The following is a 13,533-nucleotide window of genomic DNA, read 5'->3' on the forward strand; positions in this document are numbered from 1 at the left end:
GGCGGGCCGGTCAGCGGCCCCCCAGGCGCTCGGTGAGGGCCGCCAGCTCCTCGCGCAGCCGGCCCAGCTCGCCGACCGCCTGCCGCAGCTCGCCGAGCTCACGCCGCATCCCGGCCAGCTCCTCCAGCGCCTGCTTCAGCTCGGCCTCGCTGCGCCGCTCCGCCGCCGCGCTCGCCTGGAAGCGCTCCACGAACCAGGAGGCGATGGCCGCGGTCACGACGCCCAGCAGCGCGATGCCCGCCGTCATCAGGCCCGCCGCCACCAGCCTGCCCTCCGGGGTGACGGGGAAGCGGTCGCCGTAGCCGACGGTGGTCATCGTCGTCAGCGCCCACCACAGCGCGTCGCCGATCGTCTTGATGTTGCCGTCGGCGTGCGAGCGCTCGATGTCGAGCACGGCGACGCTGCCCACCAGCGCCAGGAACAGCGCCGTGCCGCTCACGTACACGACCGCGCGCACGCGCAGCGGCAGCCTGACCCGGGCCGCGACCACCTGGAGCAGCAGCAGCGCCCGCAGCAGCCAGAGCGGGCGCAGCATCGGCAGCAGCACCACCACCAGGGCGGGCACGTTGCGCACCACGAACCGCAGCCGGCGCGGCGCGAGCGTCAGCCGCACCGCGTAGTCCAGCGCGAACAGCGCCCACGCGGCGACCTGGACGTACCACAGGACGCGGTCGGCCCCCGGAGGCAGGGCCGGCACGACGACCGGCAGCGCCCAGCTCGCCAGGAAGCAGACGCCGATGGCCAGGAGCGCCGGTCCGGTGCGTCGTTCCCAGAGGGTCAGCCGGTCCATGCGGGCCAGTCTGCCGGGTGCCGGGCGCGGTACAGAACGTGACCATTGTCACTTCGGCCCGGAAGTCACGTGGGAACGCCGGGCCCGCCGTATCTTTTAGCGATCACCTGAACCGTTCCACGCGGGGGAGTGGGGAAGTTCGTGTGGGTTTGTTGCGTTATGTCGTAGCGCAGGCCCCGGGTGCTGGTAGATCAATGCTTCCAGTAAAATCGGCCTGTTCTAAATGATATTTCTGGACTTAACGCCCTTAGTGGCGATATTGGAGGGTGTGGCATGACGACGGCTGCCCTGCAGACCGTGCTGACCGTTCCCGAGCGCTTCCGGGGCCCCGCGGGTGTCGCCAACGGCGGCTGGCTGGCCGGAACCCTCGCCGACGCGCTCAACGGCAAACGATCGGCGGTCGAGGTCACGCTGCACGCCCCCACGCCCCTCGACAGCGAGCTGCGCCTGGAGCACGTCGCCAACACCGTCTCCCTCTACGACGGGGACAAGCTGCTCGTCGAGGCCATCCCCGTGGCCGAGGACGTGCCCGCGCCGCCGTTCGTCGCCTTCACCGAGGCGGCCCGCGCCGAGGCCGGCTTCGCCGGGCACCGCGGCCACGCCTTCCCCGAGTGCTTCGCCTGCGGCCTGCGCGAGCCCGGCGACGGCCTGCGCATCTTCCCCGGCCCGGTGGACGGCGACGGCCTCGTCGCGGCCGGCTGGCGGGTGCCGTTCACGGTCGCGGACGAGGACGGCGTCCCCGCCTCGATCGTCGCCGCCGCCCTCGACTGCGTCACCGGCTGGGCCCACTTCCAGCCCGGCGAGTCCGCCCTGCTCGGCCGCCTGGCCGTCCAGTTCCACCGCGACGTCATCCCCGGCGGCGCCTACTCGGTCGTCGGCCGCGCCACCGGCCGCGAGGGCCGCAAGCTGTTCGGCGAGAGCGCCGTGTACGAGGTGGACGGCACGCTCGTCGCCGCCGCCCAGGCCACCTGGATCACGCCCCGCTAGCACGCCCGTCCGGTCCGCCCCTGTCGGCCGGGGGCGGACCGGAACGAGACCGCCGGATGCCGGCCGGGTCAGCCGAGGTCGCGCGCTGGTGTCGAGCGCAAGATTGTCCGGCACAATCCTGAAATATGCGCATCACCGTGATCGAGCACGAGGCCGACGCCGGGCTCGGCTACCTGGGCCGCTGGCTGGAGCTCCCCTGTGACGTCGTCCGGCCGTACCGGGGAGAGCCCGTGCCCGAAGCCGCAGCGGACGGGTTCGTCGTGCTCGGCGGCGAGGCCGCCGCCTGGGAGGACGAGCGCTGGCCCTGGCTGCCCGCCACCCGCGAGCTGCTGCGCCGCTCGGTCGCCGACGCGACCCCCACGCTGGCCGTCTGCCTGGGCGCCCAGCTCCTCACCCTGGCCTGCGGCGGCACGGTCGAGCGCGGCGGCAACGGGCTGGAGGCCGGCGTGTCCGAGCTGACCGCCCTGCCGCAGGCCGCCTCCGACCCCCTCTTCGCCGGGATCGCCGCGCGGCCCGGCCCGGTGCCGGCCGTCCAGTACCACGGCGACGCGATGACGCGCCTGCCCGACGGCGCGGTGCCGCTGATGACCGGCGCCCAGTACCCCAACCAGGCGTACCGGCTCGGCCCGGCGGCCTGGGCGGTGCAGTTCCACCCCGAGGCGACGCCGGACATCTTCGCCTCCTGGACGGCCGCCACCGGCCTGGAATCGGCCGGCCGCCTCGACGAGCAGGTGCGCGCCGCCGCCCCCGCCCTGGAGTCGGCCTGGCGCCCGCTGGCCGAGGCGTTCACCGCGACGATCCGCGCCGCCGCCCGGCAGCGCGCGGGCGACCTCAGAACCAGCGATCGCGGCTGAACCGCCGCCGCACCCGCGCCCCGGGAGCGGGGCCGTCGCCGGGGCCCTCGCCGGGACCGTTGCCGGGGCCATCAGCGGGGCGGCGGGCGGCGACGGCGTGGGCGACCGCGTGGACGCCCCCCAGCAGCAGCGGGAACGCCGCCAGCCCCGCCCAGCTCTTCGCCCCGCCCGCGACGGGCACGCCGGACGCCTTGAGCCGGCGCCACGCCCACACCGAGAACGGGATCACCACCAGCGGCGACGTCACCACGCCCGGCGTGTAGCCGCGCGTGGCGGCGGCCTGGGCGAGGTGCACCACCCCGTGCGCGCCGAAGCCCAGCAGCACCGTCTGGAAGGTGGCGCTGCGCCCGCCGGTGCGCGCCCCCAGCGCCGACGCGCCGGCCATCACGCCGCCCATGAGCCCGATGGCCACGTTGACGTGCCGCTGCGACACCTCCAGGCGCTCCCACGGCACGCCCGGGAACCGCTTCTCCAGCCGGGGCCTGGCCGCCCGCGCCCAGCCGGCCATGGTGGCCAGCTCCTCCGCGTCGTGCACCATCCAGGCCGCGAGCAGCCCCCATGTCACCGTCGCCGGCACCCTCTCCACGTCCGCCCCCTTTCTACGAAACACAACGCAACGTTGCGTTGCAGTCTAGGCCGCGCCGGTCCGGGCCTGTCAAGATGGAGGGGTGCCCAGGATCGAGTCCACCGCCGCGCGCCTCGCCAAGCTCGGATTCGCCGACGGAGCCACGGCGGCGCGGCTCGTCCAGCAGGCCCCCGCCGACCTCACCGAACTGCTCGACGCGCTCGTCGGGGTCGCCGACCCCGACCTGGCGCTGGCCTCGCTCGCCCGGCTCGCCGAGAGCGACCCGGGCGCCCTCGACCGGCTCCGCGCCGACGCCCGGCTCCGCGAGCGCGTCCTCGCCGTCCTCGGCGTCAGCGCCGCCCTGGGCGATCACCTCGTACGCCACCCCGCCCACCTCGACCTGCTGGCCACACCCCGCCCGGACGATCCCCGCACGGCGCTCCTCGACGCCGTGGGCGCCCGCGCCGACCTCCAGCGGCCCGTGGCCGGACGGGACGACGCCCTGGTCGCGTTGCGCGTCGCCTACCGGGGACGGCTGGCGCACCTGGCCGCCCGCGACCTGACCAGGGAGGCGTCCCAGGCCGAGGTGACCGCGGAGCTGTCCGACCTGGCCGGGGCCGCGCTGGAGGCGGCGCTGGCCGTGGCACGCGCCGAGGTCGGCGAGGGCGGTGAGGTCGCTGAGATCGGCGAGGGCGGCGAGGGTGACGTGCGCCTGGCCGTGATCGGGATGGGCAAGTGCGGCGCCCGGGAGCTCAACTACATCAGCGACGTCGACGTGATCTTCGTGGCGGAGCCGCGCGAGGGCGCCGACGAGACCAAGGCGCTGCGCACCGCCACCCGGCTCGCGCAGGCCATGATGCGCGCCTGCTCGACCGCCACCCCCGAGGGCGCGCTGTGGGAGGTGGACGCCGGGCTGCGGCCCGAGGGCAGGTCAGGCCCGCTGGTGCGGACCCTGGCCAGCCACCTGGCCTACTACCGGCGCTGGGCCAAGACATGGGAGTTCCAGGCCCTGCTGAAGGCCCGGCCGGTGGCGGGCGACCTGGAGCTGGGCGCCGCGTACGTGGAGGCGGTCAACGAGCTCGTCTGGTCGGCCGCCACCCGGGAGAACTTCGTCGAGGACGTCCAGGCGATGCGCCGCCGCGTGGAGGCGCACGTCAAGACGGAGGGCGAGCGCCAGATCAAGCTCGGGCCGGGCGGGCTGCGCGACATCGAGTTCGCGGTGCAGCTCCTCCAGCTCGTGCACGGCCGGCTCGACCCGCTGCTGCGCCGCCGGGCGACGCTGCCGGCGCTGGCCGCGCTCTCGCGGGGCGGCTACGTGGGCCGCGACGACTCGCGGGGGCTGGCCGAGGCGTACACGTTCCTGCGCCAGGTCGAGCACCTGCTGCAGCTTCACCGGCTGCGGCGCACCCACGTGCTGCCGGAGGACCCGGCCGACCTGCGCCGGCTCGGCCGGGCGCTCGGCATGCAGGCCGACCCGGTGGGGGAGTTCACCCAGCGCTGGCGGCGCCACGCCCGGGAGGCGCGGCGGCTGCACGAGAAGCTGTTCTACCGGCCGCTGCTCCAGGCGGTGGCCCGGCTGCCGGAGTCGGAGGCCAGGCTGTCGCCGTCGGCGGCGGCGGCCCGCCTGTCGGCGCTCGGGTTCGTCGACCCGGAGGGCGCGCTGCGCCACATCGCCGCGCTGACCGCCGGGGTGTCCCGGCGGGCGGCGATCCAGCGGACGCTGCTGCCGGTCATGCTCGGCTGGTTCGCCGACACGCCCGACCCCGACGCCGGGCTGCTCGGCTTCCGGCAGGTGAGCGACAAGCTCGGCACCACGCCGTGGTACCTGCGGCTGCTGCGCGACGAGACGGCCGTGGCCGCCCGGATGGCGCGGGTGCTGGGCACCAGCCGCTACGCCGCCGGGCTGCTCATGCACGCCCCCGACGCGGTCGCGCTGCTCGGCAGCGACGACGACCTGGCCCCCAGGCCGCCGGAGTCGCTGCTCGGCGAGGCGTCGGCGGCCGTCTCCCGCTACGGCGACGACGCCGAGACGGCCGTGGCGGCGGTGCGGGCGCTGCGCCGCCGCGAGCTGTTCCGCACCGCCGTCGCCGACGTGTCGGGGCTGGCCGACATCGAGCAGGTCGGGGCCGCGCTGTCGGCGCTCAACGACGTGACGATCCGGGCCGCGCTCGGCGCCGCGCTCGGCAAGGTCGAGGCCGAGCGCCGCAGCCCGCTCCCCACCCGGTTCGCGGTCATCGCGATGGGCCGGCTCGGCGGCATGGAGTCGTCCTACGCCAGCGACGCCGACGTGATGTTCGTGCACCTGCCGCTGCCCGGCGCCGGCGAGCGCGAGGCCACCGACGCCGCCCACGCCGTCGCCAACGAGCTGCGCCGGCTGCTGTCGCTGCCCGCCCCCGACCCGCCCCTGCACATCGACCCCGACCTGCGCCCCGAGGGCAGGCAGGGCCCGCTCGTGCGCACACTCGCCTCCTACGGCGCCTACTACGCGCGCTGGTCGGCGCCGTGGGAGGCGCAGGCGCTGCTGCGCGCCCGCTTCTCGGCCGGCGACGCCGAGGTCGGCGCCGCCTTCACCGCGATGGTGGACGAGCTGCGCTACCCCGCCGGCGGGCTCACCGGCGAGGCCGTACGCCACATCAGGCGGCTCAAGGCGCGCATGGAGGCCGAACGGCTGCCGCGCGGCGCCGACCCCGCGCTGCACACCAAGCTCGGCCCCGGCGGGCTGTCGGACGTCGAGTGGGTGGCGCAGCTCCTGCAGCTCCGGCACGCCGGTGACACGCCGTCGTTGCGCACCACCCGTACCCTGGAGGCGCTGCGCGCGGCCGTCGCCGCGGGGCTGCTCGACGCCGCCGACGAGGCCGTGCTCGGCGAGGCGTGGCGGTGCGCCTCCCGCGTCCGCGACGCGATCATGCTGGTCAAGGGGCGGCCCGGCGACAGCGTGCCCGCCGACGCGCGCGAACGCCGCCTGCTCGCCCAGGCGCTCGGCTACCCGCCCGACGGCTCGGAGGACTTCCTCGACGACTACCGCCGCGTCACCCGCCGCGCCCGCCAGGTCGTCGAGCGCGTCTTCTACGAAGGTTGACACCCCCCGAGGCCCAGGGTGTAAGTATCAGAGGTGTTATCCGCCTACGTTGATCTCGCCCTCGGCCTCGTGCTGTCGTTCCTGCTGCTGTCGCTGCTGGTCAGCGGGCTGAACGAGGCGGTCGTCCGGGTCCTGTCGATCCGCAGCAAGTTCCTGTGGGCCTACCTGCGCGACACTCTCGACGGCGCCGACGCGCGCGGCAGGTCGTGGCTGCCGGGCCGGGTGCGCGACGTGTTCGCGGCGCTGCCGTTCGCCCGCGACCCCAGGCCCGCGCACGACCCGAAGCCGGCGCCCGCCGAGTCGGCCGAGGTGCCGGCGAGCGACGGCGGCGGCGCCCTGACGAGCCTGCTGTACGAGCGCGTCCGCGAGATCGACCATCCCAAACGGGGCCGCACCAGCATCTCCAACCTGCCGCCCGGCCGCTTCTCCGTGGCGGTCATGGAGATGGCCGCCCGCGAGCCCGGCGGCGTCGAAGGGCTGCTGGAGAAGCTCAAGGCCATGGGCAGCCCGCTGTACGGCCACCTCAACGGCGTGTGGGAGAGCGCCCAGCGTGACCTCGACCGGTTCCGGCAGGGCGTGGAGAGCTGGTTCGACAGCGAGATGCAGCGGCTGTCGATGCTCTACAAGCGCTACGTCAAGTGGGTGGTGACCGCGCTGGGGCTGCTGGTGACGCTGCTGTTCACCATGGACGGCCTGGAGTACGGCAAGACGCTGCTGCGCGACAACGCCTTCCGCGCCTCGGTGACCGCCGTGTCCGGGCCCGAGGCGTACGAGGAGCTCAAGGCCCGCTGCGAGCAGGCCGACCCGGTGGGCTGCATCACCGACACGCTCAGCGAGCCGGCGCTGGTCAAGCTGTTCGACCACGCGATCGTCAGCGTGTCGATCCCGGCCGAGGGTGATCCGTCGGTGCACTGGAACGGCGGCCTGTGGTGGGACCGGCTCACCACGCCGAGCCACTGGCCCGGCTTCCTGCTGACGTACGTGGCGCTGCTGTTCGGGGCGCCGTTCTGGTGGGACGTCCTGCGGCGGATCACCGGCATCCGGTCGCGGCGTTAGCATGCCGGACGTGGAGACCGAACGTCTGATCATGCGCAGGTGGCGCGAGGCCGACCGTGAGCCGTTCGCGGCGCTCAACGCCGACCCCGAGGTCATGGAGCACTTCCCGGCCACGCTGAGCCGGGCCGAGAGCGACGCCTTCGTCGACAAGATCGAGCAGCGCTTCGACGAGCACGGCTACGGGCTGTGGGCGCTGGAGGTGCGGGAGAGCGGCGAGTTCATCGGGTTCACCGGGCTGGCGCTGCAGACGTTCGACGCGCCGTTCCTGCCCGCGGTGGAGATCGGCTGGCGGCTGGCCAGGAAGGCGTGGGGCCACGGCTATGCCATCGAGGCCGCCCGCCGGGCCGCCGCCCACGCCTTCGGCGAGGCCGGGCTGACGGAGATCATCTCCATGACGGCCCTGACCAACACCCGTTCCCAGGCGGTGATGCGGCGGCTCGGCATGACCCGCGACCACTCCTGCGACTTCGAGCACCCGAGCGTCCCCGAGGGCAGCCCGTTGCGCCCGCACGTCCTCTACCGGCTCGGGCGCGGCTCGCTCATCGCGTAGAGCACGTCGCGCAGCGCCTCCTCCCGGCCGCGCGGCCAGACCAGCCGCAGTGCCAGCCGGTGCGCAGGCCGGTGCGCCCCTGGCGCGAGCGCCACCAGCGCGCCCGACGCCAGGTCGTCCTCGACGGCGAAGTCCGGCAGCAGCGCCCTGCCGAAGCCCCGCCTGGCCCACTCGCGGGCCGTGGCGACGCTGGTCAGCTCCCGGCGCGGGCCCGTCACCCCCGGCAGCCGGTCGGCGGCCAGCCGGATCGAGCAGCCGGGCGCGGAGACGAGCAGCGGGTCGCGGTCGCCGTCCGGGGCCGCGACCAGCAGCAGCTCGACCTCGCCCACGTCGGCGAAGTCCAGGTCCGGCGGCGCGTCGAAGCCCAGCGTGCCCACGGCCGGGCCCGCGTCGAGCAGCAGCGCCGCGTCCACGCCGCCGCCCGCCAGCTCGGCCAGCAGCGCCTGCCGGGGCAGCGACCGCACCTCCACGTCCAGGTCGGGCCGGCGCTCCGACAGGCGGCGCACCACGGCGGGCAGCCGGGTGGCCGCCAGCATCTCCAGCGCCCCCACCGTGACCCGCCGCCGCGCGCCCGTGACCGCGCGCCGCACCTCCTCGGCATGGTCGAGCAGCGCCTGCGCCCGGCCGAGCAGCTCCGTGCCGTGGCCGGTCAGGCGCATCCCGCGCGGCGTCCGCTCGAACAACGACACCCCGAGCCCCGCCTCCAGCCTGCGCACCTGCTCCGACACCGACGCCGGAGCCAGCCCGAGCCCGTGCGCGGCCCCGGTGACCGTGCCCGCCCCGGCCACCGCTACGAAGCATCGCAAATGACGCAGATCCACGATGCCGAGCATACGGTCCGCCCGAACGCGTCCCACGGTCCCGGCTGTTGAGCGCGCCCCCGGCCCGCCCGCAGGCTGGCCCGCATGAAGCTCCTCGGGGTCTGCCTCGCCTACTTCCTCGTCCTGCTGGACACCACCGTGCTCACCATCGCCCTGCCCGACCTGCGCGCCTCCCTCGGCGGATCGGTCGCCGGGCAGCAGTGGGCCGTCAACGCCTACACCGTCGCCTTCGCGGCCACCCTCCTCACCGGCGGGGCCGTCGCCGACCGCTACGGGGCCGCCCGGGTGTTCAGGGCGGGCGTGGCCGCGTTCGGGCTGCTCTCCCTGGCGTGCGCCGCCGCGCCCGCGCTCGGCGTGCTCGTCGGCGCGCGGGCGGCGCTCGGCGTGGCGGGCGCGCTCTGCGTGGGCGGCTCGCTCGGCCTGCTCGCCGAGCTGTACCCGGCGCCGGCCGCGCGGGCGCGGGCCACCGGCGTGTGGGCCGCCGCCACCGGCACCGCCCTCGCCGCCGGGCCGCTCCTCGGCGGCCTGCTCGTGGAGCTGGCCGGGTGGCGGGCGGTGTTCCTGGTGAACGCCCCGCTCGCCGCCCTCGGCCTGCTCGCCCTCCGCGGCGTCCGGTCCCCGGCGGGACGGCGGCCGGTCGCCTGGGCGGCCCAGGCGCTGGCCTGCCTGACGCTCGCCCTCCTCGCCCACGCCGCCACCACCCGCTCCGCAGCCGCCCTCGCCGCCGCCGCGGCCCTCCCGGCGGCGACCCTGCTGGTACGGCGGGGCGTCGTATCGGCGCGGACCGGGCGGCGGGATGCCGGGTCGGCGGCCGATGCGACGCCTCCGGGGCTGGTCAGGGCGGTGTGGCCGGAGCTCGTGGCCGGGGCGGCGGCGAACTTCGCGTTCGCGGGCGCCCTGTTCGTCCTCACCCTGTTCCTTCAGGACGTGCGCCACCTGACGCCGATGGCCGCCGGGCTGGCGTTCCTGCCGCTGACGCTGCCCATGACCGTCAACCCGCTGCTCACCGGCCGGATCGTCGCCCGCTACGGGGCCCGCCCGCCGATCCTGGCCGGGCTGGCGCTCCTCACGGCGGGCCTGGCGGGCCTGGCGCTGACGGACGCGCTCGTACCGTGGCTCCTGGTGACCGGCACGGGGTTGTCGCTGTGCCTGCCCGCCCTGGTCGCGGGCGTGATCGCGGGCGCCCCGCCCGGCACGGCGGGCACCGCCGGCGGCGTCCTCAACGCCGCCCGCCAGGCCGGCGCCACCCTCGGCGTCGCGGTCCTGGCCGGCCTGGCCCGCCCCCTGCTCGCCGCCGCCCTCCTGACGGCCGCCACCGCCGCCTGCTACGCCCTGGCAGGCCACGTACGGGCCCGCCGGCAGGCATGGCAGAACTGACCATCCGGTGACTGTCACTCTACGCATTCGTATAACTACGTTAAGTGACACAACGACTACCGGGAGGCACCCATGCCCAGCATCACCCGCAAGATCGGCGTCATGTCCGCCGCCGCCGCGCTCGCCGTCCTCACCGCGGCGGCTCCGGCCACCGCGCTCCAGGCCACGCCGGCGTATTTCACGATGACCGACATCACCCGTGAACAGTTCGTCGTCCAGCTCACCGACCCCGCCGACATCCAGCACGCCCGCGACCTGCTGAGCGGCGCGACCGACGAGCGGCCGCACCTCTACGGCCGGATCGACAAGCGCACCGCCTCCTACAACCCCCGCTGGAGCTACCACTTCCGCCCCGACACCGTCGACTTCTTCGACGTGGCCATCGAGGTGTGCGACGCCAGCATCCCGTACGTCGAGAACCACCTGGACGAGGCGGGCGGCGCGTTCCTGCCCGGCCTCGTCTGGTGCCCGTGGAGCTCCCGCCTGGTGAACGAGATCTCCGCGCCGTAACGGCGGCGTCAGGGGGTTCCGCCGCGTCGACGGCGGAACCCCTTTGTGCTTATTTGCGGTGTTACGCTCAAAGAAGATCGCCTATGGGTGGAGGAGGTCATCGTATGGGTGTGCGATCGTTTCCGCTTACCCTGCGCGTCACGGTGAACGGCGCGACCCCGGACGAGATAAGGGAGGGCGCCGTGGCGCAGGCGCTCGAGTTCTTCGGGTCAGGGGCGGAACTGGACGTCATCAGCGCCGAAGCCGAGCCCGACGGAGAGCACCACAACCGCTACCGCGCCGTCGTCGTCTTCCGGAAAGTCGCCTGATCGGGGCCCGGTGAGCGAGAACGCCAGAGTCGTGTAACTCTCTGTTGTCAGATAGCTACGCTCCGCTGTTAAGTGGGGTGTCTGCCTCCGCAGGCATGCCGACACAGCAAAGGAGTCCCCCCATGACGACCCGCCTCCGCAAAGCCGCCGGGCTGCTGCTGGCCACGGCGACCGCCGCCGCCGGTCTGGCCCTGCCCGCCGCCGCGGCCCAGGCCGCTGCGCCGATTCCCTGCCCGAAGATCATCGGGGTGGTCTGCGCCCAGACCGCGGCGGGCGAGCTGAGATTCTTCACGGCGGACCAGCCCTCCATCGTCCCGCCCGTCGTCCGGGCGGTGAGCCAGGACCACGAGCCGTGGTGCTTCTACGCGGAGCCGGACTACAACGGCGAGCGCCGCGAAGTCTCCCCGTGGGAGCTCGTCGAGGACTTCGGCTTCGACGTCCACTCGGCCAGGCGCGGTCAGTGCACCTGGTCGTGAACCCAGCGACCCTGACCTGAGGCGCCATCCGGGCCCCGGGGGTGAACCCGCCGTCCGCGCGTCAGTCCCGGGCCTGGTCGCCGCCGCGCCGGCCCGCGCGCCGCGTCTTCGGCAGGGTCCAAAGGGACGGCCCCCGCAGGGGGTGCGGGGGCCGTTCTCGGGGGGTCCGGGTGTCAGGGGTTGTCGTAGCCGATCCAGGTGATGTACCAGCCGTACTGCTGGGCGGTGGCCGGCGTGATCGCGCTGCCGTCCTTCCATTGGACGTAGACGCGGAACGAGGTGGCGGTGGGGGAGTAGACGGCGCTGGGACCGACCAGGTTCCACTGGCTGCCGCCGGGGCCGGAGATGGAGGTGACGTAGTGGGGGCGGCCGGAGAAGCGGGCGGAGGTGGTGTCGACGTCGATGAAGATGCCGTTGGCGCCGTACGCTTTCCAGCCCTGGCCGGAGCTGGTCTGCCCGGCGGCGATGCGTGCAGTCGGCATGGAGGGTCCTTTCCCGATGGGGAGTGCTGTCACCAAGAGTGTTCAATTGATTACTCTGGGTGTCTATGCACAGTTCCATGCCTCATGCGCCACCTATAACCCACTCCTGAGGAGCGGCGCCTCGTGCTATGCGGGGCGCGGACACGCGAACGACCCGGCGCCGCGATGCGATGCCGGGTCGTCCTGTTGCGCGTTCTAGCAGTCGTAGTAGAGCTCGAACTCGTGCGGGTGCGGGCGCAGGCGGATCGGGTCGACCTCGTTCTCGCGCTTGTAGGCCACCCACGTCTCGATCAGGTCGGGCGTGAAGACGCCGCCTTCGAGCAGGTAGTCGTGGTCGGCCTCGAGGGCGTTGAGCACGTCGGTCAGCGAGCCGGGCACCTGGGGCACCTGGCGGGCCTCCTCCGGCGGCAGCTCGTACAGGTCCTTGTCGACCGGCTCCGGCGGCTCGATCTTGTTGCGGATGCCGTCGATGCCCGCCATCAGCATGGCGGCGAACGCGAAGTACGGGTTGCACGACGGGTCGGGCACCCGGAACTCGATGCGCTTGGCCTTCGGGTTGGAGCCGGTGATCGGGATGCGGACGCAGGCCGACCGGTTGCGCTGCGAGTAGACCAGGTTGACCGGCGCCTCGTAGCCGGGGACCAGGCGGTGGTAGGAGTTGACCGTCGGGTTGGTGAACGCCAGCAGCGACGGCGCGTGCTTGAGCAGGCCGCCGATGTAGTAGCGGGCGGTGTCGGAGAGCCCGGCGTAGCCGACCTCGTCGTAGAACAGCGGCGAGCCGTCCTTCCACAGCGACTGGTGGCAGTGCATGCCGGACCCGTTGTCGCCGAAGATCGGCTTGGGCATGAACGTGACGGTGTGGCCGTACTCCTGGGCGGTGCTCTTGATGATGTACTTGTAGAGCATCAGGTTGTCGGCGGTCCGCAGCAGCGTGCCGAACTTGAAGTCGATCTCCGCCTGGCCCGCCGTGCCGACCTCGTGGTGCTGCATCTCGACGTCGATGCCGCATTCGATGAGGTTGCGGACCATCTCCGAGCGCAGGTCGGTGAAGTGGTCCATCGGGGGCACGGGGAAGTAGCCGCCCTTGTAGCGCGGCTTGTAGCCGAGGTTGCCGCCCTCGGTGGCCTTGCCGGTGTTCCAGGCGCCTTCGATGGAGTCGATGTAGTAGTAGCCGGCGTTGGCCTTCGTCTCGAAGCGGACGTCGTCGAAGATGTAGAACTCCGCCTCCGGCCCGAAGTAGACGGTGTCGGCGATGCCGGTGCCCTTGAGGTATTCCTCCGCCTTGCGGGCGACGTTGCGCGGGTCGCGGCTGTAGGCCTCGCCGGTCAGCGGGTCGTGCACGAAGAAGTTGATGTTGAGCGTCTTGTGCTGGCGGAACGGGTCGACCACGGCGCTGGACGGGTCCGGCAGGAGCAGCATGTCGGACTCGTGGATGGCCTGGAAGCCCCGGATCGACGAGCCGTCGAACATCAGGCCGTCGGTGAACACGCTGGCGCCGAAGTTCTCGACCGGGAAGGTGAAGTGGTGCGTCGTCCCCGGCAGGTCGGTGAACCTGACATCGACGAACTGCACCCCTTCGTCCCTGATGAACTTCAGGACGTCGTCGGCGGAGTTGAACACTCTCGAACCTCCCTGGGGACGGGCTATGAGCCCGACCGTAGGACGAGGCCGTTTCCGT

At 73.7% G+C, this 13,533-nt stretch carries 14 protein-coding genes; 9 read left to right on the forward strand and 5 right to left on the reverse strand.

The features are described 5' to 3' along the window. Window positions 1–10: 10 nt before the first annotated feature. Entirely contained in the window at window positions 11–790 is a 780-nt protein-coding gene (locus AB0G11_RS15680) for an ion channel (protein WP_357586429.1), read from the reverse strand. Window positions 791–1,063: 273 nt separating this feature from the next. On the opposite strand from AB0G11_RS15680, the gene AB0G11_RS15685 reads away from it, so the two are divergent. Beyond that, window positions 1,064–1,777, forward strand: coding sequence for a hypothetical protein (locus AB0G11_RS15685; protein WP_357586431.1), 714 nt, complete (start codon window positions 1,064–1,066; stop codon window positions 1,775–1,777). A gap of 125 nt (window positions 1,778–1,902) precedes the next feature. Next, complete coding sequence (locus tag AB0G11_RS15690; protein ID WP_357586433.1) at window positions 1,903–2,631, forward strand: type 1 glutamine amidotransferase; 729 nt, start codon at window positions 1,903–1,905, stop codon at window positions 2,629–2,631. On the opposite strand, the gene AB0G11_RS15695 is transcribed toward AB0G11_RS15690, so the two are convergent. Beyond that, window positions 2,609–3,217 (reverse strand): HXXEE domain-containing protein, encoded by a 609-nt coding sequence (locus tag AB0G11_RS15695; protein ID WP_357586435.1) that lies wholly within the window; start codon window positions 3,215–3,217, stop codon window positions 2,609–2,611. The genes AB0G11_RS15690 and AB0G11_RS15695 overlap by 23 nt on opposite strands. Window positions 3,218–3,299: 82 nt before the next feature. Here AB0G11_RS15695 and AB0G11_RS15700 point away from each other — a divergent pair, with 82 nt between their 5' ends. Genes AB0G11_RS15700 through AB0G11_RS15710 form a run of 3 tightly spaced genes read left to right on the forward strand, consistent with a single transcriptional unit; the run spans window position 3,300 to window position 7,881 of the window. After that, entirely contained in the window at window positions 3,300–6,275 is a 2,976-nt protein-coding gene (locus AB0G11_RS15700; RefSeq protein ID WP_357586437.1) for a bifunctional [glutamine synthetase] adenylyltransferase/[glutamine synthetase]-adenylyl-L-tyrosine phosphorylase, read from the forward strand. A gap of 33 nt (window positions 6,276–6,308) precedes the next feature. Then, complete coding sequence (locus tag AB0G11_RS15705; protein ID WP_219510794.1) at window positions 6,309–7,331, forward strand: hypothetical protein; 1,023 nt, start codon at window positions 6,309–6,311, stop codon at window positions 7,329–7,331. A 1-nt stretch (window position 7,332) separates the two neighbouring features. Further along, window positions 7,333–7,881, forward strand: a complete 549-nt coding sequence (locus tag AB0G11_RS15710) for a GNAT family N-acetyltransferase (protein WP_357586439.1) — start codon at window positions 7,333–7,335, stop codon at window positions 7,879–7,881. On the opposite strand, the gene AB0G11_RS15715 is transcribed toward AB0G11_RS15710, so the two are convergent. Further along, the gene (locus tag AB0G11_RS15715) at window positions 7,848–8,702 is read right to left on the reverse strand and encodes a LysR family transcriptional regulator (protein WP_357586441.1); all 855 of its coding nucleotides are present in this window, start codon (window positions 8,700–8,702) and stop codon (window positions 7,848–7,850) included. The genes AB0G11_RS15710 and AB0G11_RS15715 overlap by 34 nt on opposite strands. A gap of 84 nt (window positions 8,703–8,786) precedes the next feature. On the opposite strand from AB0G11_RS15715, the gene AB0G11_RS15720 reads away from it, so the two are divergent. From AB0G11_RS15720 to AB0G11_RS15735, 4 genes are all read left to right on the forward strand, one after another. Continuing rightward, window positions 8,787–10,079: an MFS transporter gene (locus tag AB0G11_RS15720; RefSeq protein ID WP_357586443.1), complete on the forward strand. Its 1,293-nt coding sequence runs from the start codon at window positions 8,787–8,789 to the stop codon at window positions 10,077–10,079. A gap of 72 nt (window positions 10,080–10,151) precedes the next feature. Next, a complete protein-coding gene (locus AB0G11_RS15725) occupies window positions 10,152–10,589 on the forward strand; it encodes a calmodulin-binding protein (protein WP_219516479.1) in 438 nt (145 codons plus the stop codon). Between the two features lie 104 nt (window positions 10,590–10,693). Continuing rightward, window positions 10,694–10,897 carry a hypothetical protein gene (locus AB0G11_RS15730; RefSeq protein ID WP_219516477.1) on the forward strand — a complete coding sequence of 68 codons (204 nt, stop codon included), beginning with the start codon at window positions 10,694–10,696 and terminating at the stop codon, window positions 10,895–10,897. Between the two features lie 122 nt (window positions 10,898–11,019). Further along, entirely contained in the window at window positions 11,020–11,373 is a 354-nt protein-coding gene (locus AB0G11_RS15735) for a hypothetical protein (RefSeq protein WP_357586445.1), read from the forward strand. A gap of 173 nt (window positions 11,374–11,546) precedes the next feature. Here the strand turns inward: AB0G11_RS15735 and AB0G11_RS15740 are convergent, their stop codons facing one another. Both AB0G11_RS15740 and glnA read right to left on the reverse strand, forming a co-directional pair. Continuing rightward, window positions 11,547–11,855 carry a hypothetical protein gene (locus AB0G11_RS15740; protein WP_219516473.1) on the reverse strand — a complete coding sequence of 103 codons (309 nt, stop codon included), beginning with the start codon at window positions 11,853–11,855 and terminating at the stop codon, window positions 11,547–11,549. A gap of 195 nt (window positions 11,856–12,050) precedes the next feature. Continuing rightward, window positions 12,051–13,475 carry a type I glutamate--ammonia ligase gene (glnA, locus tag AB0G11_RS15745; RefSeq protein WP_219516471.1) on the reverse strand — a complete coding sequence of 475 codons (1,425 nt, stop codon included), beginning with the start codon at window positions 13,473–13,475 and terminating at the stop codon, window positions 12,051–12,053. Window positions 13,476–13,533 lie beyond the last annotated feature (58 nt).

Origin of the sequence: Nonomuraea sp. NPDC023979, from assembly GCF_040639085.1 — a bacterium.
Lineage (GTDB): Bacteria > Actinomycetota > Actinomycetes > Streptosporangiales > Streptosporangiaceae > Nonomuraea > Nonomuraea ceibae.